General features: G+C 65.6%; 25 protein-coding genes, 1 tRNA gene and 1 riboswitch. Of the genes, 14 read left to right on the plus strand and 12 right to left on the minus strand.

The annotated features are described in order from the left end of the window. Nucleotide 1: 1 nt before the first annotated feature. Both L0D16_RS04835 and L0D16_RS04840 read right to left on the minus strand, forming a co-directional pair. Nucleotides 2-712, minus strand: a complete 711-nt coding sequence (locus tag L0D16_RS04835) for a carbon-nitrogen hydrolase family protein (RefSeq protein WP_243030311.1) — start codon at nucleotides 710-712, stop codon at nucleotides 2-4. A gap of 1 nt (nucleotide 713) precedes the next feature. Beyond that, a complete protein-coding gene (locus L0D16_RS04840) occupies nucleotides 714-1322 on the minus strand; it encodes a biotin transporter BioY (RefSeq protein WP_243030312.1) in 609 nt (202 codons plus the stop codon). Between the two features lie 186 nt (nucleotides 1323-1508). Here L0D16_RS04840 and gap point away from each other — a divergent pair, with 186 nt between their 5' ends. From gap to mnmE, 8 genes are all read left to right on the plus strand, one after another. Further along, nucleotides 1509-2504, plus strand: a complete 996-nt coding sequence (gene gap, locus L0D16_RS04845; protein ID WP_243030313.1) for a type I glyceraldehyde-3-phosphate dehydrogenase — start codon at nucleotides 1509-1511, stop codon at nucleotides 2502-2504. Then, nucleotides 2505-3674 (plus strand): phosphoglycerate kinase, encoded by a 1170-nt coding sequence (locus L0D16_RS04850; RefSeq protein ID WP_243030314.1) that lies wholly within the window; start codon nucleotides 2505-2507, stop codon nucleotides 3672-3674. It begins immediately after the preceding gene. A gap of 55 nt (nucleotides 3675-3729) precedes the next feature. Beyond that, nucleotides 3730-4482 carry a triose-phosphate isomerase gene (gene tpiA, locus L0D16_RS04855; RefSeq protein WP_243030315.1) on the plus strand — a complete coding sequence of 251 codons (753 nt, stop codon included), beginning with the start codon at nucleotides 3730-3732 and terminating at the stop codon, nucleotides 4480-4482. 32 nt (nucleotides 4483-4514) lie between these two features. Beyond that, complete coding sequence (locus L0D16_RS04860) at nucleotides 4515-5630, plus strand: pyridoxal phosphate-dependent aminotransferase (protein ID WP_243030316.1); 1116 nt, start codon at nucleotides 4515-4517, stop codon at nucleotides 5628-5630. Next, nucleotides 5627-6667: a pyruvate dehydrogenase (acetyl-transferring) E1 component subunit alpha gene (pdhA, locus tag L0D16_RS04865; protein ID WP_243030317.1), complete on the plus strand. Its 1041-nt coding sequence runs from the start codon at nucleotides 5627-5629 to the stop codon at nucleotides 6665-6667. Before L0D16_RS04860 ends, pdhA begins: the two co-directional genes overlap by 4 nt. Further along, complete coding sequence (locus L0D16_RS04870; RefSeq protein ID WP_243030318.1) at nucleotides 6661-7656, plus strand: alpha-ketoacid dehydrogenase subunit beta; 996 nt, start codon at nucleotides 6661-6663, stop codon at nucleotides 7654-7656. Before pdhA ends, L0D16_RS04870 begins: the two co-directional genes overlap by 7 nt. A 185-nt stretch (nucleotides 7657-7841) precedes the next feature. Continuing rightward, complete coding sequence (hemL, locus tag L0D16_RS04875; RefSeq protein ID WP_243030319.1) at nucleotides 7842-9116, plus strand: glutamate-1-semialdehyde 2,1-aminomutase; 1275 nt, start codon at nucleotides 7842-7844, stop codon at nucleotides 9114-9116. Nucleotides 9117-9119: 3 nt separating this feature from the next. Then, nucleotides 9120-10418, plus strand: a complete 1299-nt coding sequence (gene mnmE, locus L0D16_RS04880) for a tRNA uridine-5-carboxymethylaminomethyl(34) synthesis GTPase MnmE (protein ID WP_243030320.1) — start codon at nucleotides 9120-9122, stop codon at nucleotides 10416-10418. Between the two features lie 2 nt (nucleotides 10419-10420). Here mnmE and metX read toward each other — a convergent pair whose 3' ends face one another. Further along, a complete protein-coding gene (gene metX / locus L0D16_RS04885) occupies nucleotides 10421-11563 on the minus strand; it encodes a homoserine O-acetyltransferase MetX (RefSeq protein ID WP_243030321.1) in 1143 nt (380 codons plus the stop codon). Further along, the gene (locus L0D16_RS04890; protein WP_243030322.1) at nucleotides 11560-12825 is read right to left on the minus strand and encodes an O-acetylhomoserine aminocarboxypropyltransferase/cysteine synthase family protein; all 1266 of its coding nucleotides are present in this window, start codon (nucleotides 12823-12825) and stop codon (nucleotides 11560-11562) included. Before L0D16_RS04890 ends, metX begins: the two co-directional genes overlap by 4 nt. Nucleotides 12826-12954: 129 nt before the next feature. Further along, a riboswitch (SAM riboswitch) is annotated at nucleotides 12955-13091 on the minus strand. Nucleotides 13092-13205: 114 nt separating this feature from the next. On the opposite strand from L0D16_RS04890, the gene L0D16_RS04895 reads away from it, so the two are divergent. From L0D16_RS04895 to L0D16_RS04915, 5 genes are all read left to right on the plus strand, one after another. Then, nucleotides 13206-13282, plus strand: a tRNA-Pro gene (locus tag L0D16_RS04895). 40 nt (nucleotides 13283-13322) lie between these two features. Further along, a complete protein-coding gene (locus L0D16_RS04900; RefSeq protein ID WP_243030323.1) occupies nucleotides 13323-14813 on the plus strand; it encodes a PhoU domain-containing protein in 1491 nt (496 codons plus the stop codon). A gap of 10 nt (nucleotides 14814-14823) precedes the next feature. Further along, the gene (locus tag L0D16_RS04905) at nucleotides 14824-15339 is read left to right on the plus strand and encodes an RsmD family RNA methyltransferase (RefSeq protein WP_243030324.1); all 516 of its coding nucleotides are present in this window, start codon (nucleotides 14824-14826) and stop codon (nucleotides 15337-15339) included. Further along, nucleotides 15340-15825 (plus strand): pantetheine-phosphate adenylyltransferase, encoded by a 486-nt coding sequence (gene coaD / locus L0D16_RS04910; protein WP_243030325.1) that lies wholly within the window; start codon nucleotides 15340-15342, stop codon nucleotides 15823-15825. A gap of 19 nt (nucleotides 15826-15844) precedes the next feature. After that, the gene (locus tag L0D16_RS04915; RefSeq protein ID WP_243030326.1) at nucleotides 15845-17437 is read left to right on the plus strand and encodes an aldehyde dehydrogenase family protein; all 1593 of its coding nucleotides are present in this window, start codon (nucleotides 15845-15847) and stop codon (nucleotides 17435-17437) included. A 42-nt stretch (nucleotides 17438-17479) separates the two neighbouring features. On the opposite strand, the gene aroH is transcribed toward L0D16_RS04915, so the two are convergent. After that, nucleotides 17480-17848: a chorismate mutase gene (gene aroH / locus L0D16_RS04920; RefSeq protein WP_243030327.1), complete on the minus strand. Its 369-nt coding sequence runs from the start codon at nucleotides 17846-17848 to the stop codon at nucleotides 17480-17482. Between the two features lie 68 nt (nucleotides 17849-17916). Here aroH and L0D16_RS04925 point away from each other — a divergent pair, with 68 nt between their 5' ends. Next, nucleotides 17917-18570 (plus strand): PIG-L deacetylase family protein, encoded by a 654-nt coding sequence (locus tag L0D16_RS04925; RefSeq protein WP_243030361.1) that lies wholly within the window; start codon nucleotides 17917-17919, stop codon nucleotides 18568-18570. Here L0D16_RS04925 and L0D16_RS04930 read toward each other — a convergent pair. The 7 genes from L0D16_RS04930 to L0D16_RS04960 are packed head-to-tail and all read right to left on the minus strand — an operon-like array spanning nucleotide 18458 to nucleotide 25089. Then, on the minus strand, nucleotides 18458-19834 hold the full coding sequence (locus L0D16_RS04930; protein ID WP_243030328.1) for a chloride channel protein: 1377 nt from the start codon (nucleotides 19832-19834) through the stop codon (nucleotides 18458-18460). The genes L0D16_RS04925 and L0D16_RS04930 overlap by 113 nt on opposite strands. Further along, a complete protein-coding gene (locus L0D16_RS04935) occupies nucleotides 19834-20943 on the minus strand; it encodes an amidohydrolase family protein (protein WP_243030329.1) in 1110 nt (369 codons plus the stop codon). The genes L0D16_RS04930 and L0D16_RS04935 overlap by 1 nt, the downstream gene beginning before the upstream one ends. Next, a complete protein-coding gene (locus tag L0D16_RS04940; RefSeq protein WP_243030330.1) occupies nucleotides 20924-21706 on the minus strand; it encodes a GNAT family N-acetyltransferase in 783 nt (260 codons plus the stop codon). The genes L0D16_RS04935 and L0D16_RS04940 overlap by 20 nt, the downstream gene beginning before the upstream one ends. After that, nucleotides 21679-22788 carry an o-succinylbenzoate synthase gene (menC, locus tag L0D16_RS04945; protein WP_243030331.1) on the minus strand — a complete coding sequence of 370 codons (1110 nt, stop codon included), beginning with the start codon at nucleotides 22786-22788 and terminating at the stop codon, nucleotides 21679-21681. Before menC ends, L0D16_RS04940 begins: the two co-directional genes overlap by 28 nt. Beyond that, nucleotides 22779-24047, minus strand: a complete 1269-nt coding sequence (gene serS, locus L0D16_RS04950) for a serine--tRNA ligase (protein WP_243030332.1) — start codon at nucleotides 24045-24047, stop codon at nucleotides 22779-22781. The genes menC and serS overlap by 10 nt, the downstream gene beginning before the upstream one ends. 2 nt (nucleotides 24048-24049) lie before the next feature. Continuing rightward, the gene (gene gatC, locus L0D16_RS04955) at nucleotides 24050-24319 is read right to left on the minus strand and encodes an Asp-tRNA(Asn)/Glu-tRNA(Gln) amidotransferase subunit GatC (protein ID WP_243030333.1); all 270 of its coding nucleotides are present in this window, start codon (nucleotides 24317-24319) and stop codon (nucleotides 24050-24052) included. A gap of 26 nt (nucleotides 24320-24345) precedes the next feature. After that, entirely contained in the window at nucleotides 24346-25089 is a 744-nt protein-coding gene (locus tag L0D16_RS04960; protein WP_243030334.1) for a DUF554 domain-containing protein, read from the minus strand. Between the last annotated feature and the right edge of the window lie 2 nt (nucleotides 25090-25091).

The raw sequence follows: 25091 nt of genomic DNA on the forward strand, positions 1-25091 counted from the left end.
CTTACCAAAGGCGGTAGGCTTCCGGCCGCCGGTGGCGGAGGATGGGGTAGCGGGCGCGGTACTCCTCCAGGAAGGCAAAGTCTAGGTCCACCAGCAGAACCCCCTCCTCATGCCTTAGGCCCAGGAGGCGCCCATCAGGGGCCACCGCCAGGGAGGGGCTTCCCGTGTCCGCACGGTTGGCCAGGAGCAAATAAGCCTGGTTCTCCGCAGCCCGGGCCCGGGCCAGGACCGAGAGAAGCTCTTGGTACTCCCCGGGCCAGGCCGAGCCCACCAGAAAGCCCTCGGCGCCCATCAGGGCATAACTGCGAAACAGCTCGGGAAAGTCCAGATCGTAGCAAAGGGCAAGCCCGAACCGTTTGCCGCGAAACTCCCAGATCACGGGGCCTTCCCCGGGCGCAATCCCCTCATCCCCCTCCTCGTCCGACGCCAGGTAGGGATGCACCTTATCGTAAAAGGGACCCTGGGGGAAGATGCCAAGCCGGTTCCTGGGGCCAGGGGCCAGGAAGCCTGCGAGCACCGGTATCCGGTTTTCCTCAGCCAGGGCCTTAAGGGCTTGGGGAAGGGTGTCTTCCCCTTGCTTCCCCAGGACCAGCTCGGGAAGGAGGAGGGCCAAGGCCCCCTCCCCTTGCGCCCTTTCTAATAGGGGTAGGAGGGCCTGGAGCAACTCGGAAACGCTAGGCCTTTTGCCCAGGTGGGCTAGGGCTACCCGCACGCTAGCGCTTTCCCAAGAGTTTCCAGGCGGAGGGCAAGAGGAGGGCAGCCAGGACCGCCTTCACCAGGTCCCCGGGGATGAAGGGGAAGAGCCCCATGGCCAGAAGTGCACCGGTTCCGGCGAACTTTCCTGCCCCCATGAGCCAGGCGGCAAGCCAGGGAAGCCCCACCAGGTAGAGGAGGGCGTTGCCCGCCAGCATGGCCAGTAGGGTACCCAGGAAGCTGCGGTCTAGGCCGAACCGCTCCACCAAAAGACCCACGAGCCCCGCTGCCAAGGGGAAGGCCAACAGGAACCCTCCGGTGGGGCCCAGAATCTTGGCCAGGCCGCCCGTGCCCCCCGCGAAGACGGGTAGCCCCATGGCGCCCTCCGCCACATAGGCGAGAAGGGCTAGGAATCCCAGGCGGCTACCCAGGGCCGCGCCCACCAGAAGAATCGCCAGGGTCTGGCCGGTGATGGGCACGGGGGTGAAGGGCAAAGGGATGTTGATCCTGGCGGCCAGGGCCACGAGGAGGCTACCCGCCAGGATTAGGGTGAGGTCGCGAGCCAGGCTACGGTTTGGCCAAAGGATCTTAACCAAGGGGGTATAGGGAAGAACCTCGGTTTTCCACATAGCTACCTCCGGGACCACCTGGGTGGCCGTCAACCATGCTAGGGTTTTGGGGTTTACGGGTCAAGGCTGGGGGTTCGCTTAAGCCAAGTGCCGGGAATCACTTATGGAAAAGCCGCTATACTAAAGCCATAGCTCTTTACCCCGCCGGCACAGCAGGGGGGCAGGAGCCACGCTAGGAGGTAAGCTATGAAGGTAGGCATCAACGGATTCGGCAGAATCGGCCGCCAGGTGTTCCGTATTCTTCATGGGCGGGGCGTGGAGGTGGCCCTCATCAACGACCTGACCGACAACAAGACCCTAGCCCATCTCTTGAAGTACGATTCCATCTACCACCGCTTCCCTGGGGAGGTGGGGTACGACGACGAGAACATTTACGTGAACGGCAAGCCCATCCGGGCCACGGCCATAAAGGATCCCAAGGAGCTTCCTTGGGGGAGCCTGGGTGTGGACGTGGTCATTGAGTCCACGGGGGTGTTCACCGATGCCGACAAGGCCAAGGCCCACCTCGAGGCGGGAGCCAAGAAGGTGATCATCACCGCCCCGGCTAAGGGCGAGGACATCACCATCGTCATGGGGGTGAATCACGAGCAATACGATCCCGCCAGGCACCACATCATTTCCAATGCCTCCTGCACCACCAACTCCCTGGCCCCCGTGATGAAGGTGCTGGAAGAGGCCTTCGGCGTGGAAAAGGCCCTCATGACCACCGTCCACTCCTACACCAACGACCAGCGGGTTCTGGACCTGCCCCATAAGGACCTGCGTCGGGCGCGGGCGGCGGCCATCAACATCATCCCCACCACCACCGGGGCGGCCAAGGCCACGGCCTTGGTGCTTCCTTCCTTGAAGGGCCGGTTTGACGGGAGCGCCCTCAGGGTGCCCACGGCCACGGGGAGCATCTCCGACATCACCGCGGTGCTCAGGCGTGAGGTGACCGCTGAGGAGGTGAACGCTGCCCTCAAGGCAGCGGCCGAAGGTGCCTTGAAGGGCATTTTGGCCTACACCGAGGACGAGATCGTCCTTCAGGATATCGTGATGGACCCTCACTCCTCCATCGTGGACGGCAAGCTCACCAAGGCCCTGGGCAACCTGGTCAAGGTCTTTGCCTGGTACGACAACGAGTGGGGCTATTCCAACCGGGTGGCGGATCTGGTGGAGCTGGTGCTAAAGAAGGGGGTCTAGATGCGCACGTTACAGGATCTGGATGCCCGGAGCAAGCGCATCCTGGTGCGGGTGGACTACAACGTACCCATCAAGGAGGGGGCGGTGCAGGACGATACCCGCATCCAAGAAAGCCTTCCCACCCTGCGCCACCTTCTGGAACAAGGGGCCTCCCTGGTGCTTCTTTCCCACCTGGGTCGGCCCAAGGGGGTGGACCCCAAGTACTCCCTGGCCCCGGTGGCGGAGGCCTTAGGCCGGTATCTAACCGGTGTCCGTTTCGTGCCCCACAGCCCCGGTTCCGACCAGGCGCATCAGGCGGTAGAGGCCCTGGCCCCGGGTGAGGTGGCCCTTTTGGAAAACGTGCGCTTTGAACCGGGGGAGGAGAAGAACGACCCCGAGCTTGCCGCCCGTTATGCCCGGCTGGGGGAGGCTTTTGTCCTGGATGCCTTCGGGAGCGCCCACCGGGCCCACGCCAGCGTGGTGGGGGTGGCCAGGCTTCTTCCTTCCTTTGCCGGTTTCCTCATGGAAAGGGAGGTGAAGGCTCTTTCCCGCCTCCTAAGGAATCCGGAAAAGCCCTATGCGGTGGTCATTGGTGGGGCCAAGGTCTCCGACAAGATCGGGGTGATTGAGAACCTCCTGCCCCGCATAGACCGCCTCTTCATCGGCGGGGCCATGGCCTTCACCTTCATCAAGGCCATGGGTGGTGAGGTGGGGAAGAGCCTGGTGGAGGAAGACCGCCTGGATTTGGCGAGGGACCTCTTGAGGAGGGCGGAGTCCTTGGGGGTGAAGGTGTACCTCCCCGTGGATGTGGTGGCGGCGGAGCGGATTGAGGCGGGGGTGGAAACCCGCACCTTTCCCGCCGATGCCATTCCGGTGCCCTTTATGGGCCTAGACATCGGTCCCCAGACCCAGGAGGCTTTCGCCGAGGCCCTCAAGGGATCCAAGACGGTTTTTTGGAACGGTCCCATGGGGGTCTTTGAGGTACCGCCCTTTGACCAGGGCACCCTGGCGGTGGGCCGGGCACTGGCGGCCTTGGAGGGGGCCTTCACCGTGGTGGGGGGCGGGGACTCGGTGGCGGCGGTGAACCGTCTGGGCCTCAAGGAGCGCTTCAGCCACGTCTCCACCGGGGGTGGGGCGAGCCTGGAGTACCTGGAAAAGGGTACCCTTCCGGGGATTGAGGTCCTAGAGTAAAGAGGCAGGTTCCGGCCCCGCCCTCGCGGGCGGGGTTTTCCTATAGGATGGCGGCATGCGCAGGGTCTTGGTGGCAGGAAACTGGAAGATGCATAAGGTGCCCTCGGAGGCCCGGGTGTGGTTTGCCGAGCTCAAGAGGCTTTTACCCCCCTTGCAGTCCGAGGCGGCGGTGTTGCCGGCCTTTCCCATGTTGCCTTTGGCCAAGGAGGTGTTTTCCGGAAGCCAGGTGGCCTATGGGGCCCAGGATGTCTCCCGCCACCGGGAAGGGGCCTACACGGGGGAGGTTTCCGCCCGGATGCTCTCCGACCTAGGGTGCCGCTACGCCATCGTGGGGCATTCGGAAAGGCGGCGCTACCATGGGGAAAGCGACTCTCTGGTGGCGGAGAAGGCCAAAAGGCTTTTGGAAGAGGGGATTACCCCCATCCTCTGCGTAGGGGAACCCTTGGAGGTAAGGGAAAGGGGGGAGGCGGTGCCCTATACCCTGGCCCAGCTGAGGGGGAGCCTCGAGGGGGTCAACCCCCCGGGTCCCGAGGCCCTGGTCATCGCCTACGAGCCGGTTTGGGCCATCGGCACCGGGCGGAACGCCACCCCCGAGGATGCCGAGGCCATGCACCAGGCCATCCGCCAGGCCCTGGCTGAGCTCTACGGAAGGGCGTTTGCGGATCGGGTCCGCATCCTGTATGGGGGCAGCGTCAACCCCAACAACTTCGCCGACCTCCTTTCCATGCCCAACGTGGACGGGGGGCTGGTGGGAGGGGCCAGCCTGGAGCTGGAAAGCTTCCTGAGCCTTCTCAGGATCACCGGTTGAGGCGCAAAGGGCTTTGGGCTACCCTTATACCTATGCGGCTCCACCCCCGCACCCAGGCGGCCCGGGAAAGCATCTTCCCCAAGATGAGCCAGCTGGCGGCCAGACTCCAGGCGGTGAACCTGGGCCAGGGCTTTCCCTCAAGCCCTCCGCCCGCCTTCCTGCGGGAAGCGGTGCAAAGGGCCCTGGGCCGCTTTGACCAATACGCCCCTCCTGCGGGCCTTCCCCAGCTTAGGGAGGCCTTGGCGGAGGAGTTTGCGGTGGAACCTGAGTCCGTGGTGGTCACCTCGGGGGCCACGGAGGCCCTATATGTGCTCCTGCAAAGCCTGGTGGGTCCGGGGGATGAGGTGGTGGTGCTGGAGCCCTTTTTTGATGTCTACCTCCCCCATGCTTTCCTGGCCGGGGCCGAGGCCAGGCTGGTGCGCCTGCCCCTGGGGGAGGGGGGATTCCGGCTGGATCTAGGGGCCCTGGAGGCGGCCATCACCCCCCGTACCCGGCTTCTCCTTCTCAATACCCCCATGAACCCCACGGGCCTGGTCTTCCGGGAGGAGCTTAAGGCGGTGGCGGACCTGGCCCGGAGGCACCAGCTCTTTCTGGTTTCCGACGGGGTCTACGACGAGCTCTATTTCGGGGAAAGGCCACCCCGGTTACGGGACTTGGCCCCCGAGCGCACCTTCACCGTGGGCAGTGCGGGGAAGCGCCTCGAGGCCACCGGCTACCGGGTGGGCTGGATCGTGGGGCCCCAGGAGTTCATGCCCACCCTGGCAGGGATGCGGCAGTGGACCAGCTTCTCGGCACCAAGCCCTCTGCAGGCGGGGGTGGCGGAGGCCTTGAGGGTGGCCCGAAAGGAGGGGTTCTACGAGGCCTTGCGGGAGAGCTATCGGAAGAGGCGGGATCTGCTCCTTTATGGGCTTAGGTCCTTAGGCCTAAAGGCCCTTGAGCCTGAGGGCACTTACTTCCTTATGGCCGAGCTTCCCGGTTGGGATGCCTTCCAGCTTGTGCAAGTGGCCAGGGTAGCTGTGATCCCAGCCAGCGCCTTCTACCGGGAGGATCCACCCCCATGGCTTTTTCGCTTCGCCTTTTGCAAGGGCGAGAATGAGATCGCCCTAGCTCTGGAGCGCTTAGCTCCTGTGGTAAACTCCCCGGCGTGAAGCCCAAGGTAATCCGATACCTGGATAAGGGGGAGTTTCCCATAGGCGAGGGGGAAGCCTTGGCCCTTTACCGGGCCATGCGCCGGGCCCGGTTTTTTGACGAGAAGGCCCTTCTCCTTCAGCGCCAAGGACGGCTTGGGGTCTATGCCCCCTTCATGGGACAGGAGGCGGCGCAGGTTGGGGTGGCCTTGGCCCTAGGGGAGAAGGACTTTGTGGTGCCCAGTTACCGGGAGTCCGCCATGCTCTTAGCCCGCGGCCTCCCCATCCATACCTTGATCCTCTATTGGCGAGCCCATCCCGCAGGCTGGCGGTTTCCCCAAGGGGTGCGGGCGGTGAACCCTTACATCCCCATCGCCACCCAGATTCCCCAGGCGGTGGGCCTGGCCTTGGCGGGGCGGTACCGGGGGGAGGGTTGGGTGGTGGCCACCTCTATAGGGGACGGGGGGACCAGCGAGGGGGATTTCCACGAGGGGCTTAACTTTGCTGCCGTCTTTGACGCCCCCGTGGTCTTCCTGGTGCAGAACAACGGCTACGCCATCAGCGTGCCGCGGCAGAGGCAGATGCGGGTGGACTATATCGCCCGGCGGGCGGAGGGGTACGGGATTCCTGGGGTGGTGGTGGACGGCAACGACGCCTTCGCCGTCTACCTGGAGGCCAAAAAGGCGGTGGAAAGGGCCAGGAGGGGGGAAGGGCCCACCCTCCTGGAGGCCCTCACCTACCGCCTGGCTCCCCACACCACCTCCGATGACCCAAGCCGCTACCGCACCCGGGAGGAGGAGGAGGCCTGGCGGGCCAAGGACCCCATCCTCCGCCTCCGGAAGGCCCTCGAGGACCAGGGACTATGGGGAGTGGAGGCGGAGGAGGCCCTCTTGGGGGAGCTCGAGGAGGAGTTCGCCCGGGAGGTGGCCTTGGCGGACCAAGCCCCTGAGCCCACGCCCGAGATGATTGTGGAGCATGTGTACGCGCAGATGGGCCCCGACCAGAGGCGGGCCTGGGAGGCCTTAAGGCAGGGGAAACACGTGGAGGAACTATGGTAGCGGAAAAGGCCAGGGTGCTGAACCTGGTTCAGGCCATCAACGAGGCCCTGGACCTGGCCTTGGCTTGGGATGAGCGGGTTTTGGTCTTCGGGGAGGATGTGGGCCGGCTTGGGGGGGTGTTCCGGGTCACGGAAGGCCTCCAGGCCAAATACGGGGAGAAACGGGTATTTGATACCCCCTTGGCGGAAAGCGGCATTCTGGGGCTGGCCATCGGCCTGGCCATGGGGGGATTGCGCCCGGTGGCGGAGATCCAGTTTGCCGGCTTTCTCTACCCGGCTTTGGACCAGATTCTTTCCCACTTGGGCCGCTGGCGTCACCGTTCCCGGGGCCGAGTGGGTTTGCCCGTGGTGGTGCGGGCCCCCTATGGGGGAGGGGTGCACACCCCTGAGCAGCATGCGGACTCTCCCGAGGCCCTTTTGGCCCATACCCCTGGGGTTAAGGTGGTGATTCCCTCGAGCCCCGAAAGGGCCAAGGGTCTCCTCCTTGCCGCCATTGAGGACGAGGACCCCGTCTTTTTCCTGGAGGCCATCAAGCTCTACCGGGGGGTACGGGCGGAGGTGCCGGAAGGCTACTACACCCTCCCCTTGGGGAAGGCCCGGGTGGTGCGGGAAGGGAGGCACGCCACCCTGATCGGCTACGGGGGCATGGTGGAGGTGATGCTGGAGGCGGCTGGGGTGGCAGCCAAGGAGGGGGTGGAGGTCATGGTGGTGGACCTGGAAACCCTGGTTCCCCTGGATGAGGAGACCCTCCTCGAGGCGGTGCGGGAGACGGGCCGGGCGGTGGTGGTCTACGAGGCCATGCGCACCGGTGGCTTCGGGGCCGAGATCGCCGCCCGTATCGCCGAAGGGGCCATAGACTACCTTCAGGCCCCCGTGGTGCGAGTGGCGGGATACGACGCCCCGTACCCTCCTTTCAGCGCCATTGAGCATTACTACCGGCCCAATGCTCGCCGGGTGCTGGCGGCTTTGCGGCGGGTTTTGGGCTTTTGAAAACGCAGGGTTTTAGGTGGGGTTGTCTGGCCCTTGCTTGGGCGCCCTTGATGGTCCCTTTGCTGCTGGTGGCAAGATTTGCAACTATGTCTTGTGTGGCCACGACCCGTCCTCGGGTTATCCGTGGGTTTGAGTAGGACGTAGCCCGTTTTGACCCAGGCGCGGGCTGGCGTAGAGTGTAAGGCATGGAGAGGCCCATCTCTGAAAGGCTTTTTACCGAAGCCCAAAGGCATATCCCCGGCGGGGTTTCCAGTCCCGTTAGGGCCTTCAAGGCGGTGGGGGGTACGCCTCCTTTCCTCGTGCGGGGGGAGGGGGCCTACGTGTGGGATGCCGATGGGAACCGGTATGTGGACTACGTGCTCAGCTGGGGGCCCTTGATCCTGGGCCATGCTCACCCGCAAGTGGTGCAACGGGTTAAGGAGGTGGCGGAAGGGGGCCTCACCTTTGGTGCCCCTCACCCTTTGGAGGCCGAGCTGGCCAAGGCCGTGAAACGGGCCTTCCCCATGGTGGAGCTGGTGCGCTTTGTCAGCTCCGGCACCGAAGCCACCATGTCGGCCTTGCGCCTGGCCCGGGGGTATACGGGAAGGAAGTACATCGTCAAGTTCCGGGGCAACTACCACGGGCATGCGGACGGCCTCTTGGTGGAGGCGGGAAGCGGAGCCCTCACTCTGGGGGTTCCCAGCAGCGCCGGGGTGCCCGAGGAGTACGCCGGCCTCACCCTGGTCCTGGAGTACAACGATCCCCTAGGTCTTAGGGAGGTCTTGAGGGAGAGGGGAGAGGAGATCGCCGCCATCATCTTTGAGCCGGTGGTGGGCAACGCCGGGGTCTTGCTCCCCACGGAGGAGTTCCTAAAGGCCCTGCATGAGGCCCGGCAGTACGGGGTCCTCCTTATCGCCGACGAGGTGATGACGGGCTTCCGCCTGGCCTTGGGCGGGGCCACGGAGCGCCTGGGCCTAAGGCCCGACCTGGTCACCCTAGGGAAGATCCTTGGGGGAGGGCTTCCCGCCGCCGCCTATGGGGGAAGGCGGGAGATTATGGAAAGGGTGGCTCCCCTAGGACCCGTCTACCAGGCGGGGACGCTTTCGGGGAATCCCTTGGCCATGGCCACGGGCCTGGCCACTTTGGAGATCCTGGAGAGAAATCCCGGTTACTACGCGTACCTGGAGGCCCTAGGGGCGAAGCTGGAGGCGGGGCTTAGAGAGGTCTTGTCGCAAAAGGGCATTCCCCACACGGTAAACCGCATGGGCTCCATGTTGACCGTCTTCTTCACCGAGGGGCCGGTGGTCACCTTCCAAGACGCCAGGCGCACGGACACGGAGCTTTTCAAGCGCTTCTTCCATGGCCTCCTGGACCGGGGCGTGTACTGGCCACCCTCCAACTTTGAGGCGGCCTTCCTTTCCGTGGCCCATGGGGAGGAGGATGTGGCCCTTACCCTCGAGGCCCTAGCCAAAGCCCTCTAGCCCATGACCCTGAAGGACCCCATCTGCGCCATCGCTACTCCCTTGGGGAAGGGGGCCATCGGGGTGGTGCGGCTTTCGGGGGAGGGGGCTTTGGCCATTGCCAGCCAGGTGTGGCGGGGAAAGGATCCCCGGAAGCTGAAGGGCGGCCGGTTCACCCTGGGGGAGGTGGTGGACCCGGAAACGGGAGAGGTCCTGGACCAGGCCCTCCTTTTGGTCTTCCGGGCACCCCGGTCCTACACCGGGGAGGAGGCCTGCGAGTTCCACACCCATGGCTCGCCGGCGGTTTTGAGGAGGGTCCTGGAGGCCCTGGTGAAGGCGGGGGCTCGCGTGGCGGCTCCGGGCGAGTTCACCTTCCGGGCCTACATGAACGGGAAGCTGGACCTGGCCCAAGCGGAAGCGGTCTTGGCCCTGGTGGAGGCGGAAGGGGAGTTGGCCCGCCGCCAGGCCTTAAGGAGCCTGGAGGGGAGCTTTTCGCAGAAGATTGCCAGCCTGGAGGACCAGCTCCTTTCCCTCCTGGCCCACATCCAGGCCCTCTTGGACTACCCCGAGGAGGGGGTGGAGCCCCTGGAGGCCAAGCGGGTGATTGGGGAGGTGCTGGAGGAGGTGGAGGCCCTCCTGGCCCAGGGCCGGGCCTCCCGGCTGGCCCAGAAGGGAGCCCGCCTGGCCCTAATCGGGGCGCCCAATGCCGGTAAGAGCTCCCTTCTCAACGCCCTTTTGGGCTACGAAAGGGCCTTGGTGTCCCCTATCCCCGGCACCACCCGGGACTATCTAGAAGCCCCTTTGGAGCTTTTCGGCATTCCCCTGGTGGCGGTGGACACCGCGGGGATAAGGGACACGGAAGACCCCCTGGAAAGGGCGGGGGTGGAACGGGCCTTAAGGATCGCCGAGGAGGCCGACCTGGTGCTTTACGTGGCCGACCGCTCGGCTCCCAAGCCTCCCCTTCCTCCCTTGCCCCCCGGGAGCTTGAAGGTGGCCACCAAGGCCGACCTTCCCCCCCTATGGGAAGACCCGGAGTTCCTTCCCGTTTCCAGCCTCACCGGCCAGGGCCTGGACCGGCTTAAGGAGGCCATCCGGGAGGCCCTTTTAGGCAGGGAAGGGGGGGAGTACCTCCTCACCGAGCGACAGCTCCAGGCCCTCCACCGGGCCAGGGAGAGGCTTCTCGAGGCCTTGGACCTCCCCGAGGACCTGATGGGGCTGGCCCTGGAGGAAGCCGTGCGCACCCTGGCCTCCCTAAGGGGCCGGAGGGAGGTTTCCCCGGAGGTGGTGGCCCGCATCTTCCAGAACTTTTGCGTAGGGAAGTAGGGCTAGGGCAGGAAGGAGTCCAGAATGGCCTCCACCTGGTCGGTCTCAATCAGGAAGGCGTCGTGGCCATGGGGGCTACGGATCTCCCGGTACCGACCCCCGCTGAGCCGGGCCACTTGCCGCACCTCCTCCGCCGGGTAGAGGAGGTCGGTGTCTATGCCTACGAACAGGGAGGGTAGGTTCTTCAAGCGCTTCAGGGCCTCCTCCACCCCACCCCTTCCCCGGCCTACATCGTGGGTGTCCATGGCCCGGGAGAGGACCAGATAGCTTTCCGCATGGAAGCGTTTTAGGAACTTCTCCCCCTGGTAGTCCAGGTAGGTCTCCCCCTTTTCCGGCTCCTGGCCCCAGCGGGCTTCAAAGCCCCGGGGTGCGCGGTAGCTCATCATGGCGATTGCCCGGGCCAGGGCCATGCCCTGTGGGGCAGGGTGGCCCTTTTGGTAGTCGGGGTCTTGCAGGATGGCCTGGCGGCTTAGGTGGTTGAAGGCTCGGGCCCAGGGCCCGTGCCTGGCCGGGGCGGCCAGGACCACCAGCTTCTTCACCCTTTCGGGGTACATGAGGGCGAACTCCAAGGCCACCATCCCCCCCAGGCTTCCCCCGATCACGGTGGCCCTTTCCACCCCCAGGTGGTCCAGAAGCCTGGCCTGGGCCCGGGCCAGGTCCCGGATGGTGAGGGGTGGAAACTCCTTTCCGTAAGGCCTTCCCGTGCGCGGGTCCAGGGAGAGGGGCCCGGTGGAGCCATAGCAGCTTCCCAAGTGGTTGGCGGAGATCACGTAGTAAAGGGCGGGGTCCAGGATCCGCCCGGGGCCCACCAGGGCATCCCACCAGCCATGCCGACCGAAGGCCTTTTCCAGTGGCGAAAGGCTCGGCAAGGTGGCCTCGTCGTAGGTGCCGGCAAGATGGGCGCTTCCCGTGAGGGCATGGAAGACCACGACGGCGTTGTCCCGCAGCCGGGAAAGCCGCCCGTAGGTTTCAAACCGCAGGCGCACCTCGGGCAGGAAGCCGCCCTGCTCCGTGTAGAACCCCTCCCGCCTGGGGAAGAGGACCGCGGTGCGGGGCCTTGGGGGAGGGATGGAAAGGGGAGAACGGGGGGGCTTGAGGATGAGGGCCTCGTGCTCCCCCCAGGTCTCCAAGGCGATCTCGCTCATGCCAAGGCCTCCTGGAGCTCCGCCTTCAGGTCCTCCACGTGCTCGAGGCCCACGCTTAGGCGCACCATCTCCGGGGCAACCCCGGCCAGGGCCTGCTCCTCGGGGGAGAGCTGGGAGTGGGTGGTGGAGGCGGGGTGGATGGCCAGGGTGCGGGTGTCCCCCACATTGGCCAGGTGGGAGATGAGCTTGAGGCGCCCGATGAAGCGCTTGGCGGCCTCGTACCCTCCCTTAAGGCCGAAGGTGAGGACGGCCCCAGGCCTACCCCGGAAGTACTTTTGGGCGCGGGCGTGGTGGGGGTGGTGGGGGAGCCCGGGGTAGTTCACCCAGGCCACCTGGGGCTGTTCCGCCAGCCAATGGGCCAGGTGCAGGGTGTTCTCCACATGGCGCTCCGCCCGCAGGGAAAGGGTTTCCATGCCCAGTAGGACCACCCAGGCCTCAAAGGGGCCCAGGGCCTGGCCCTGGTCGCGGAGGCCGTCCACCCGGGCCTTGACGATGAAGGCCAGGTGGCCGAAGGCTTCCGTCAACTTAAGCCCGTGGTACCCCGGCTGGGGCTCGGTGAGGAGGGGGTAGCGGCCGTTATCCCAGGGGAAGTTTCCCCCGTCCACCATGGCCCCGGCGATCGCCGCCCCGTGCCCCCCTACCCACTTGGTGAGGGAATGGGTCACCACCGCCGCCCCCCATTCCAGGGGTCTTAGCAAATACCCCCCCATGCCAAAGGTGTTGTCCACGAAAAGGGCCACCCCCACCTCCCGGGCGGCTTGGGCCAGGGCCTCGAGGTCGGGGATGTTTAGGGCTGGATTACCGATGGACTCCACCCACCAGGCCCGGGTCCTTTCGTCGGTGAGGGCCAAAAACTCCTCGGGGCGCTCCTCGCGGGAGGTGAAGCGCACCTCAATCCCCAGCCGTTTCAGGGTTACCTTGAACTGGTTAAAGGTTCCGCCGTAGAGGTTCGGGGTAGCCACGAGGTTGTCCCCCGCCTGGGCCAGGGTGGTGAGGGCCAGGAACTGGGCCGCGTGCCCCGAAGAGGTGGCCAGGGCGGCCTTACCCCCCTCGAGGGCCGCCAGACGCCTTTCCAGCACCTCCACCGTGGGATTCATAATGCGGGAGTAGATGTTTCCGAACTCCTTAAGGGCAAAGAGGTTGGCGGCATGCTCGGGGCTTTGGAAGAGGTAGCTGGTGGTGGGGTAGATGGGCACCTGGCGGCTCAACGTGGTGGGCTCGGGCTCGTAACCGGCATGCAGCTGCAGGGTCTCAAAGTGCATCCTTGGCCTCCTTTCCAAGAACCTGCCGGGGGCGCTTGGAAGGGGCCAATAAGAAGGCCCCTTCTGGCGGGAAGTGCAAGGGCACCGTTCTCTCGCCTAGAAGGGGTTGGGCGTGGCGCTTACCCCCCTCTCTTATCGTCCCCGGGCGTTTCCCCCACCCGGGCCGGCCTTGGCACCAGCCCCACCCGCATCCGGCCATGGAACGGAAGGGATGGGAGGTTGCCGCGGTTTCACAGGGCCGTACCCTCCACCGCTCTGGATAAGAGAACGGGCTGGTTTTCGCCGCGCCCCGGCGCGGTTAAGGGTTAGTGTAGGAGGAGGGTTCTTTTCCGTCAACCCTTTGACCTTTTAGCCTTCCTACCCTATACTGATGGGCGCTACGGGGAGTAGCGCAGCCCGGTAGCGCACCTCGTTCGGGACGAGGGGGTCGCTGGTTCAAATCCAGTCTCCCCGACCAGAAGGCCGGCCCTAGGGCCGGCTTTTCGTATACTCCTCCCGTGGGCTTTCTGGCGGGCCTGGCCCTTTTGCTTTTGGGGCTTCACCTCATTGGGGAAGGGCTTTCCTCCGTCAAGGGGAAGCGGTACCTCCTGGCGCGGGCCTTCTCCACACCGGAGGGTCTTTTGCTTTCCGGTTTCCTCTTGGGCCTGTTCTCGGGCAGCGGGACCGGCCTCTCCCTCCTGGCCCTGGGGCTTTTGGAAGGGGGGATCTTTTTCCTGGGGCAGGCCGCTCTCCTTTCCTTGGCGGCCACCTTTGGGGCCAGTGCTTGGGTGGGGGTGGTGGCCCTGGCCCAGCGGGAGGTGGCCGAGGCGCTGTTGGTCCTCGGCCTTCCCCTTTTCCTCTTCCGGGGAAGCCGGAGCGGGGGGCTGGTTCTCCTGGGGTCGGGCCTTCTTTTCCTGGGCTTTTTGGAGATGGGCCAAGGGGCTACGGCCGTTGTGCCTCTTCTGAACCTGTTGGGCCCGGCTCCATGGGTCTTGTATCTGGTGGGGATCCTTCTGGCCTTCTTTTTGGGGACCGCCAACGGGGTGGCGGCTTTGGCCCTGGCCCTTCTACCCTTTTTGGGGCAGGAGGGGGGGATGGCCTTGACCCTGGGGGCAGGGGTGGGGGTTTCGGGGATCCTTTTCCTGGCGGCCTTGGGGGGTAGGAGGGAGGCATGGGCGCTTTCCGCGGTGCTCTTTGGGCATCGGTTGCTTCTCTCCTTGCCCTTCTTGCTCCTGCTTGGGCCCTTAGGGGGGCTGGGGGTGGTGGGGCTCCATCTCCTGAGCCATGGGGTCTATGCCTTGGGCTTTCTTCCTCTCCAGGCCTTTTACCTGCGCGTGGTGCAGCGCCTGTTCCCCCGCCCCAGCATCAGCCCCAAGTACCTTTCCCTCGAGGCCCTGGAAACCCCAAGCCTGGCCTATGCCCTGGTGCGGAGGGAGCTGGGCCGGGTGGCGGATGCCGTGCGGGACATGTTGGCTAAGGCGGTGCGCATCCTGGCCCAGGAGGAGGGCGGCGAGGCGGAGCTCGAGGCCCTGGAGGAGAAGGTGGACCGGCTTACCCGGGAGGTGGTCCTCTACACGGCCGAGCTTTCCACCCGTACCCGGGACGAGCGGGCGGTGCGCTTCTTCGTGGCGGCCAGCGAGCTGGAGCACCTGGGGGATCTGGTGCGCCGGGTGGTACGGCAAGCGGAGAAGCTTTGGGCCCAGGGCTTGACCTTCAGCCCGGAAGGCAAGGAGGACCTTTTAGAGGCGGGGAGGCTGGTGTTAGGCCGCTTGGAGCGCATGGCGGCGGCCTTGGCCACGGGGGACAAGGCTTTGGCGGAGGGGGTTTTGTCCGAGGAAGGGGAGGTGGCGGCCTTTCTGGATCGCTTGCGGCGGGCGCACCTAAGCCGCCTGGAAAGCGGAAGGGCGGAGAGCCGGGCCACCACCTTGGCCCACCTGGATCTCCTCATCACCCTAGAGGAGGTTTCCAGCGGGGTGGATAGGCTTTGCCGCCTGGTCCGGGAGCTTTAAGCTAGGAAGCGTGGTGAGGATCCTGGGCGGCAAGGCCAAGGGGGTTCCGCTGAAGGTGCCGGCTTCGGCCAGGCCCTCCCCAGTGCGCCTGAGAAAGGCCCTTTTTGACTATCTTCGCCTGCGCTACCCCAAGCGGGGCCGGTTCCTGGACCTGTATGCGGGAAGTGGGGCGGTGGGCCTCGAGGCGGCCAGCGAGGGCTTTGAGGCCACCTTGGTGGAAAAGGACAGGGAAGCCGTGGCCCTCCTTAAGGAGAACCTTCGCCGCACGGGGCTTAAGGCCCGCATCGTGCCCTTGCCGGTGGAGGTGTTCCTCCCCGAGGCCAAAGCCCGGGGCGAACGCTACACCGTGGCCTTCATGGCCCCTCCCTACCCCCTGGATCTCGTCCAGGCCTTCCAGGCCCTCCTGGAAAGCGGCCTGGTGGAGAAGGGAGGGCTTTATATCCTGCAGCACCCTAAGGACCTGCACCTTCCCTTCGGGGAGCGGCGGGTGTACGGGGAGAATGCCCTTACCCTGGTGGAGGCTTAGATGCACGTGGTCTATCCGGGAAGCTTTGACCCCCTAACCAATGGTCATCTGGACGTGATCCAGCGGGCAAGCCGCCTCTTTGAGAGGGTCACGGTGGCGGTGTTGGAAAACCCCAACAAGCGCGGGCAGTACCTCTTCACCGCTGAGGAGCGGCTCAACATCGTGCGGGAAGCCACCGTCCATCTGCCAAACGTGGAGGCCCACACCTTTTCCGGCCTCTTGGTGGATTTCGTAAAGCGGGTGGGGGCCCAGGCCATCGTCAAGGGCCTAAGGGCGGTCTCCGACTACGAGTACGAGCTCCAGATGGCCCATTTGAACCGCCAGCTCCTGCCGGGCCTAGAGACCCTTTTCATCCTGGCCGCTACCCGGTACTCCTTTGTTTCCAGCACCATGGTGAAGGAGATCGCCCGCTACGGGGGGGATGTGTCCAAGCTGGTGCCTCCGGCCACCCTTCGGGCCCTCAAGGCCAAGTTCGGCCAGGGGTAAAATCCCCTTGGAGGTGGCCATGAAGGCTTTTTCCAGCAAGTACGGGAACACCTTGGAGTTCGGGCATCTCATCGGCGGGGAGGAGGTCTTTGAAGAGGAGGTCTTGGAGAGGCGGAATCCTGCGGACCTCGAGGACCTGGTGGCCCGCTTTCCCCAAGGCACCAAGGAAACCCTAAGGAAGGCTGCCCTGAGGGCGCGGGAGGCCTTTAGGGAGTGGAGCCAGACCCCGGCTCCCGTGCGGGGACAGGTGCTCTTCAACCTGGCCAAGATTCTAGAGAGGGAGAAGCCCACCCTGACCCGGCTGATGGTGCGGGAGGTGGGGAAGACCTTCAAGGAGGCGGGTGGGGATGTGCAGGAGGCCATTGACACCGCCATCTTCTTCGCCTCCGAGGGGCGGAGGCTTTACGGCCAAACCGTGCCCAGCGAGATGCGGAACAAGGAGCTTTTCACCTTCCGCAGGCCCTTGGGCGTGGTGGGGATGATCACCGCCGGCAACTTCCCCATCGCCGTGCCCAGCTGGAAGCTGATCCCCGCGGTTCTTACGGGGAACACCGTGGTGTGGAAGCCCTCCGATGACTCCCCCACCCTTTCCTATATCTTCGTCAAGCTCTTTGAGGAGGCGGGCCTGCCCCCCGGGGTCATCAACGTGGTCTTTGGCGGGGGTAAGGGCTCCACGGGCCAGTGGCTGGTGGAGCTCATGGACGAGGGCCTCCTTAACAAGTTCGCCTTCACCGGCAGCACCCAGGTGGGGCGCTGGATCGGGGAGGTGGCAGGGCGGAACCTGATCCGGCCCACCCTGGAACTGGGAGGCAAAAACCCCTTGGTGGTGATGCGGGATGCCGATCTGGATTTGGCGGTGGAGGGGGCCTGGTGGAGCGCCTTCGCCACCGGAGGGCAGCGGTGCACCTCGGCGGGAAATATCCTCGTGGACGCACCCATTTATGACGAGTTCAAAAAGCGCTTCCTGGAAAGGGCCGAGGCCACGGTGGTGGGGAACCCCCTTCTCCACCCTGAGGTCACCTATGGTCCCTTTATCAACGAGCGGCTATACCGTCGCTGGGAGGAGCATTACACCTGGGGAAAGGAGGACGGGGCCACCTTGCTCTTGGGCCAGGGGCGCATCACCCGGGAAAACCCCTACCCCCGCTTCCGGGGTGACCCCGAGGCGGGCCTCTACGGCTGGCCCACGGTCTGGGAGGCCAGGCCCGGGATGCGCCAGTTCGCCGAGGAGATTTTCGGCCCCACCATCAACCTGGTCAAGGTGGAGGGCATTGAGGAGGCCATAGAGGTGGCCAACGCCACCCCCTACGGGCTTTCCAGCGCCATCTACACCAACCACCGCCACTGGGCTTACCTCTTCAAGGTGGGCATCCGGGCGGGGATGACCAGCATCAACAACGCCACCGTGGGCGCCGAGGCGCATCTGCCCTTCGGGGGGGTAAAGGCCAGCGGCAACGGGGCCCGGGAGTCGGGTATCTGGGTCATTGAGGAGTACACCTACTGGCAGGCGGTGAACGAGGAGTACTCCGGCAAGCTCCAGCTGGCCCAGATGGATACCGGCTACGTGAACCCCAAGCCCCCCACGCCCTGGGGAGAAATCCTGGGCTTTTGAAGGCCGTGAGGGCCTTCCCCGGGGCCTTGGGATCCCCTTTGGCTACTGGGCGCTTTCCAGGTCGGGCCTGAGGCGCACGGCCTCCCGCAGGTAGACGTGGCGCACCTGGTCCTGGGGGGTGTGCGTGTTCCAAAGGGCCAGGACCCGGATCACCCGGGGCAGGCTTCCCGGCACCGGCACCTCCCGGGCGGAGAGAAGGGGGACCCGGTGCATGCCGATCTGGCGGGCGGCCTCGGCGGGAAAGGCGGAGTGTAGGTCCTCCGTCACCGTGAAGATGATGGCCGCCAGCTCCTCGTGGCTTTGGATGCCGTTTGCCTCCAGCATCTTGAGAAGGAGTTCCCGGGTGGCCTGGTGGATGGCCTCCGGTGTGTCCTCCTCCACGGTGATGGCGCCTCGGATGCCCCGGACCATAGTTGGGCTCCATGGTAAGGGGTTTTCTCCCTCGGGGCAAGGAGGGTAGGCTAGGGACCATGAACCTGATGGCGGTGTTTGCCCATCCCGACGATGAGATCGGGGCTGCAGGCACCTTAGCCCTTCACGCCCGGCGTGGGGACCGGGTGTTGTTGGTTTGGATGACGAGGGGGGAGTTGGCCAGCCAGTTCGGGGCCCTGGAGGAGGCCAGGGTGGCGGAGGTACGGGAAGGGCACGGGGCCCATGTGGCCCAGCTGATCGGGGCCGAGTACCGTTTTCTCCCCTTTCGCGACACCTTTCTCACGGGGAGCCGGGAAGAGGCCCTGGCCCTAGCCCGGGTCATGGCCGAGTTTGCGCCGGATGCCGTCATCACCTGGGACCCTTGGGACGTGCACCCCGACCACCGGGCCACCCACCAGGCGGTGCTTTCTGCCCTGAAGCTTTGCCGCATCCCCAAACTGGTGGGGGAAGCGCACCGGAAGCCGGTTCGCCTGTACCACTACCCTAGGCGGGAGGTTTCCCGGCCTTATGTGTACGTGGATGTCTCCGCCACCCAGGAGGTGGCGGAGGCGGTGTTTGGCTTCTACCAGGCGTTCTACGGCTGGCCCTTTAGCCTCGAGGACTTTCGGGCCCAGCGGCGGCTTCGGGGCCGGGAGGCGGGGGTTCCCTTTGCGGAGGCGTTTCAGACGGACTCCCCTCCGGCGTGGCCGGCCCTTCCCTAAGCCCCTCCTCGGGGTCGTAGGGAGGGGTGAGGACGTAGGCCAGCACCACCGCGGGCAGGACCAGGGGCAAGGTGGCGTACCCGCCCCACTCCGCCGCCAACAGGGTGGCGGCAAAGGGAGCCCGGGCCACCCCCGCCAGCACGGCCACGCCTCCCGCCAGGGCCAGGGCTTCGGGGGGTAGGCCCAGGGGGCCCGGGAGGTGGGCCAGGAAGCTCCCCAGAAGCCCGCCCAAGACCAAGGCGGGGGTATAGGGGGCGCCGTAGGCCCGGACCCCGCTGGCCAAAAGGAGCAGGGCCAGCTTGGCCAGGATAAGGTAAAAAAGAGCCTTGGGTGGGATGAGGGGGGTGGTGGCCACGGCCACAAAGCCTAGGCCCGTACCCAGGGCCTCGGGGAGGAAAAGGAGGGCCAAGGCCAAGGCCAGGCCCAAGAGGCCGTGCCGCCAGGGAAAGGCCAAAGGGGAGAGGTGCCTTTGCAGGAGGCGGGCGCCTTCCATCCAGAGGGTAGCCAGCATGGCGGCTGCCAGGCCCACCAGCGCCCCAGCGGGCAAGGCCCCTAGATCCATGGGGGCGCTAAGGGGCAAAAGGGGAGTGTAGCCAAAGAAGGCCCCGTACACGGCGAAGGCCGAAAGGGCCCCGATGAGGGCTGGGGTTAGGGCCCGGGCCTCGAGGAGTAGGCTCCGGTAGAGGATCTCCGTGGCCAAAAGGGCCCCAGCCACGGGAGCGTGAAGACTGGCCCCAAGCCCAGCGGCAAGGCCAGCAAAGGCGAGACCCCCACCCAGACGGGGAAAGCGCCGGTCCAGGCCCCGGCCCAACCAAAGTCCCAGCACCCCAAAGGGACCTTCCCGCCCCATGGGGGAATAGAGGGAAAGCTGGAGCACCCCACCCAGCACCGCCCGCAGGTGAGCCCCCGGGGGGCTTGGCCGGTCTTCCCGGGCCTGGCGCAGTAAGGCGGCAAGGCCTTGCCCGGTGCCCAAGAGGCTGGTGACGGCAAAGAGGAGGGGTAGGAGGAAGGCCAGAGGCCAAAGGGCGGGTCCGGTGAAGGCCTGGGCTAGGCCACCTTCCCCTGGGGGCTCCGGGGCGAGGTATCCGAAGAAAAGCCCAAGCGCTTCGGTTAGAGCGCGAAGTAGCGCGTTAAGAAGGGCTAGCAGGAGCCCGGCCAAGGCCCCGGTGAAGGCGCTATACAGGATTAAGGGGCCGGTGTGCCGGACCTCTTCGTCCCGAAGGGAGGGGAGGTTGAGCTGGGGGCCGCGGCCCAAGGGGCGCATCAGAGGGAGTGTACCAGACTCAGAGGGGTTCCTCGGGCCAGGCGGGGGGTGGGAAGGCCCAGGGCCCGGTAGCCTCCCCGGGTTAGGGCTCGGATTATGAGCCGGGGTTCCGCCTTCCCCCAGAGGAATAGCGCCTCGTTTTTCACGTCCAGGTCAGGGCTGCTGGCCCGGGAGTCCGTGCCCAGGGCCAGCTCCACCCCGTGGCGGGCATAAAGCCCCAAGGGGGCTTCTCCCACCTGGAGGTTCCCGTTGGACCGGGGGCATAGGACCACCTTGCTGCCCGAATCCGCCACCATCCGCGCCTCTTCCTCATCCACGTGCACCCCGTGCACCAAAACGGTATGGGGCCCCAGGACACCAAGGGTCTGGAGATAGCGCACGGGGGTAAGGCCCGGGGCCTTCCAGGGGGTTCGGCTAAAGCGCCGGTACACCCCGGCCAGGGGGCCTTCCCCCGTCCTCAGGAAGGCCACCTCTTCCGGGCTTTCCGCCGCATGGATCATGAGGGGAAGGTCGTGGGCGCGGGCGTAGCGGTAAAGCTTCTCCAACAAGGGGGCGCTCACCGAGTAAGGGGCGTGGGGGGAAAGCCCAACCCTTATGCGCCCCCCCCTCTTGCGCCAGGCTTCCACCTTGGCCCTCACCCTCTGGAACACCTCCTCCGCATCCTGGGGATCTGGGGCGAAGACCTCATAGAAGGCCACCCCGGGCAGGGGGCTTTCTTGCAGGAGGAAGTCCATCACCTCATCCCGGAAGACGATGTCGGCAAAAGCCCCCACCCCAAGGCGTAAAAGTTCCTCCAAGCCCCTTTGCGCCGCCTCTAGTCCCCGCTTTTCCCGGTGGGCCACCACATGGGGAAGGAAGCCGGAAAAGGGCCCCCGGTAAAGGGGATGCAAGGAGAGATCCAGGTGGGTGTGGGCGTTCACGGGGGGTGGGAAGAGGGCCTTGCCCTTGTGGACCACCTCCGCTTGGGGAAAGCGGGCCTTTAGCTCCTCCAGGCCTCCCTGGCCCACCACCATGCCCCCTTGGACGGCGATGGCCCCCTGGAGCATGGGGGTGCCAAAGCCGGTGTAGACCACGTCCGCGGTCCAAAGCTCAGTCTTTAACCAGAACATAGCGGTTGGGATGCCGAAGGAAGTCCACGGCCTGGTAACCCCTGGCAAAGTAGTGGCCGAGGACCAAGCGGCTATGCTCCCGCCAGGCGAGGGCCAAGTCAGGGTCTTCCCTAAGAATCCTCCCCCAGTCCTCGGGGATCTGGAAAAGGAGGCGGGGGGCCTCGAGGTCCAGAAACCCTTCCAGGGGCCTCTCCTCCACCACCCGGTTGGCCAGGGGTAGGCCCTCCGCTTGGGGTTCGGGAGGAGGGTAGTAGATGCGGGCATAGACCCTTTCTGAAAGGAGTTCCCACTCCGCCAGGAGCCGATCCGAAGGGGCTCCGGCGTTGATGCCCGTCATGGGGCCATAGTGGTCGGGGAGGTAGGTCCTGGTCGTGGCCCCCAGTTTTCTCAGGTTGAAGTTGGCGTTCACCCCCCGTAGGGGATCAAAGGTCCAGACCACCTTCCTGATCCCCCGGGCCAGGCACCAGTCCCGCTGGAAGCGCTTTAGCAGGAGGGCGACCCCCGTGCCCCGGTAGGCCTCCAGGACACCCAGCATGTGGGAGTGCTGGAGGGTGGGGTCTTGGGTGGGAAAGCCGAAGACGAAGCCCACCATCTTGCCTTCCCAGAAAGCCCCCGCCACCAAGCCCCCTTCGTCCTGGATGGCGATGAGGAGGCCCCTGGGCACCAGGTCGCTCTCCGCCCGGCCCCAGACCTCCCGCTGGAGCTCCACCACGGCCTCCATCTCCTCGGGTCCTCTCAGCTCGCGGACATGTACCTCTGCCATAGGGTGATCCGCTCCACCAGGGGAAGCTTCAGGTGCACCCCGATACCTGGACGCTCGGGCACAGGCATGAGGCCCTCCTCCGCCTCGAGGGCCTCCTCCACGATGTCCTCCTCCCAGTAGCGGCTGGCCGAGCTTACGTCCCCGGGCTTGGTGAACCCCGGCAGGGTGGCCAGGTGGAGGTTGTGGGCCCGGCCCACCCCGGCCTCCAGCATCCCCCCCAGCCAAAGGGGAATCCCGGCGCTTTGGGCCAAGGCATGCACCTTGAGGCTGGCTCCGTGCCCGCCAAGCCGGGCGGGCTTGATGTTGAATACCCTTCCCGCCATAAGCTCTATGGCCTTCCTGGCCTTCTCCGGGGAGGTGAGGCTTTCGTCCAGGCAGATGGGGGTGGCAAGCTCCCGCTGAAGCCGGGCGTGGTCCAGGAGGTCGTCGTAGCCCAGGGGTTGCTCCAGGTAGTCCAGCCCAAGCTCGTCCCATCGCCGAAGCCGGTGGAGGTCCGCGAGGGTATAGGCGCTATTGGCGTCGGCGGTAAGGGTGGCCTCGGGAAAGGCCTGGCGCACCGCCTTCAGCACCTCATAGTCCCAGCCTGGTTTCACCTTGAGCTTGATGCGCCGATACCCTTGGGAAAGGTGCTTTTCCACCAGTTTCAGGGTGTCCGCCACCGTGGGCTGGATGCCTAGGGAAACCCCCACCTCCACCCTTTGCCGCACCCCTCCTAGGACCTGCCAAAGGGGTTTTCCCAGGCCCCGGGCAAAGAGGTCCCAGAAGGCCATCTCCAAGACCGCCTTGGCCATGGGGTTTCCCCGAAAAGGAGCGAGAGCCCCGTTTAAGGCCTCAGGATTGGGGAACTCCTTTCCCAGGACCTGGGGGAGGAAGACCTCCTCCAGGAGGTAGCGGGCGCTGGCCACGGTCTCCTCCCGGTAGAGGGGAAGCCTCTCCATCACCCCCTCTCCCAGGCCCTCGAGGCCCTCCCCGAAAAGCCGCAAGAGGAGAATGGTCCTTTGGGTCTGGACCCCGAAGCTGGTTTCAAACCGGAACCTCAGGGGTAGCTCCAGAACCCGCAGCTCCGCCGCCTCTAGGCGCATGGCTCCAGCACCTCCTTGCCCAGGTAGGGGACCAGGGCCTTAGGCACCCGCACCCGACCGTCTTCAAGCTGGTGGTTTTCCAAAAGCATCACCAGGATCCGCGGGGTGGCCAGGGCGGTGTTGTTGAGGGTGTAGGCGTAACGCACCTTGCCCTCCCCATCCCGGTAGCGAAGGTCTGCCCTCCGGGCCTGCCAGTCCAAGAGGGCCGAGCAGGAGTGGGTCTCCCGGTAGCGGCCCTCGGAGGGCACCCAGACCTCCAGGTCCACCTGCCGCCACTTTCCCGGGCCCATGTCCCCAGTGGAAACCTCCAGGAGGCGGTAGGGAAGTTCTAGAAGCCCCAGGATCTCCTCGGCGTTTTGTAAGAGTTCCTGGAAGGCTTGATCTGAGGCCTCGAGGCTCGCCTCGGTCAGCACGTACTGCTCCACCTTGTGGAACTGGTGCACCCGCATGAGGCCCCGCACGTCCTTGCCAAAGCTTCCCGCCTCCGAGCGGAAGGCGGGGGCGTAGCCGGCGTAGCGCTTGGGAAGCTCCTCGAGCCTCAGGATCTCCCCGCTATGGAGGGCGTTCAGAACCACCTCGGCGGTACCCGTAAGGTAAAGGTCCGTGCCGGCAATGGGCCAGACCTGGTCCCGGGCGGCCGGGAAGTGGCCGGTGCCGACAAAGGCCTTTTCCCTGGCGTAGGAGGGTAGGGTCAAGGGGGTATAGCCCTTTCGCACCATAAAGTCCATGGCAAAGCGGATCAGGGCCAGCTCATACAGGGCTAGGTCCCCCCTTAAGGCGTAGGTGCGGCTTCCCGAAACCTGGCTGATCCGAGGTTCCCACCAACCGTTTTTCTCCAGCAGGCTCACGTGGTCCAGGGGAGGGAAGGAGAAGTCCGGAGGGTTCCCCACCCGTCGGATCTCCACGTTGGCGGAGTCGTCAGGCCCCACGGGAGCCCCCGGCCAAGGGGGTAGGGGTACTTGCAGGAGAAGCTCCCCAAGCCTTGCCTCCTTTTCCCGCAAGGCCTCCTCCACCCCCTTGGCCTCTTCCGCCAGGGCCTTGCCCTGGGCGATGAGGGCGGGTCTGGCCTCAGGGGCGGCTTTGGGCACCTCCTTGGCGATGCGGTTGCGCTGGGTCTGGAGGTCCTGGAGCCGGGCCTTTAGGCCCTGGATCTCAGCGTCTAAAGCCAAAAGCGCATCCAGGTCCAGGGCTACCCCTTTGAGGCGGATGGCTTCCCGATAGACCTCCGGGTTGCGGCGCAGATGCCTTAGGTCCACCATGGCTACTCCAACACCTTGGGTACGCGGAAAAGCCCTTCCTCCGCCTCCGGGGCCACCTGCAAGGCCTCTTCCTGGCCAAGGGAAGGAAGGGGCTCATCCTCCCTCAGGCGGCCTTGGGCCTCCTCCTCCCCGGCTTCCTCCACTTGGGGAAGCGCGTCCACGAACTCCAGGATGCCCTTGAGGTCCGCTAGCAGCAAGGCCTCCTCCTCAGGGGAAAGCCGGATTTTGGCCAAGGCTTCCAGTTTGCGAAGAAGCTCGGGGGATAGCTCCATGTCCCGCATTTTACCTTGGGGAAGCCCTACGAAAGCCACTCGGCTAAGGCCCAGACCAAAGGGGCCAGGAGAAGGGCCGGGAGGAAGGAGCCCACCCGCACCTTGGTGAGGCCCAGGAGGTTGATCCCCACCCCCAGGACCATGAGCCCCCCCACCCCCGTCACCAGGAGGACCCGGGGGTCTTGGGCAGGGTCTGGGAGGACCTGGCTTAGGGTACCCGCCAGCAGGGCGATCCCTCCCTGGTAGCCCAGGATCACCAGGACACTAAACCCCACGCCGATGCCGAAGGAGCTGGTGAGGGCGATGGCGGAAAGCCCGTCCAAGGTGGCCTTTAGGAGAAGAAGGCTGGGGTCACCGGTAAGGCCATTTTGGAGGGAGCCGAGGAGGGTCATGGGCCCCACGCAGAAGAGAAGGCTTGCGGCCACGAAACCCTCGGTGAAGCTTCCGCCTCCCCGTACCGCCTGCTTGATCTTCTCCCCGATGCCCTCCAAAGCTTCTTCCAACCGCCACCACTCTCCCAAAAGCCCCCCCAGGACCAGGGCGATGAGCCCCAGGACAACCCCGTCCACGGCCCCACCCTTGGCTTTTCCCAGGGCGCCCGCCATGGAGAACCCGATGAAAAGGGTGGTGAGACCCACCCCCTGGACCATGATGCGGGCCATGCGCTCGGGTAGCCGGCCCCGTAATAAAAGACCCAACCCCGTGCCCAGGGTCACCGTGGCGGCGTTGGCCAGGGTCCCCGAGAGCTTGTCCAGAAGGGTGAGCTCCATGG

It is taken from the genome of Thermus altitudinis, from assembly GCF_022760835.1.
GTDB lineage: Bacteria > Deinococcota > Deinococci > Deinococcales > Thermaceae > Thermus > Thermus altitudinis.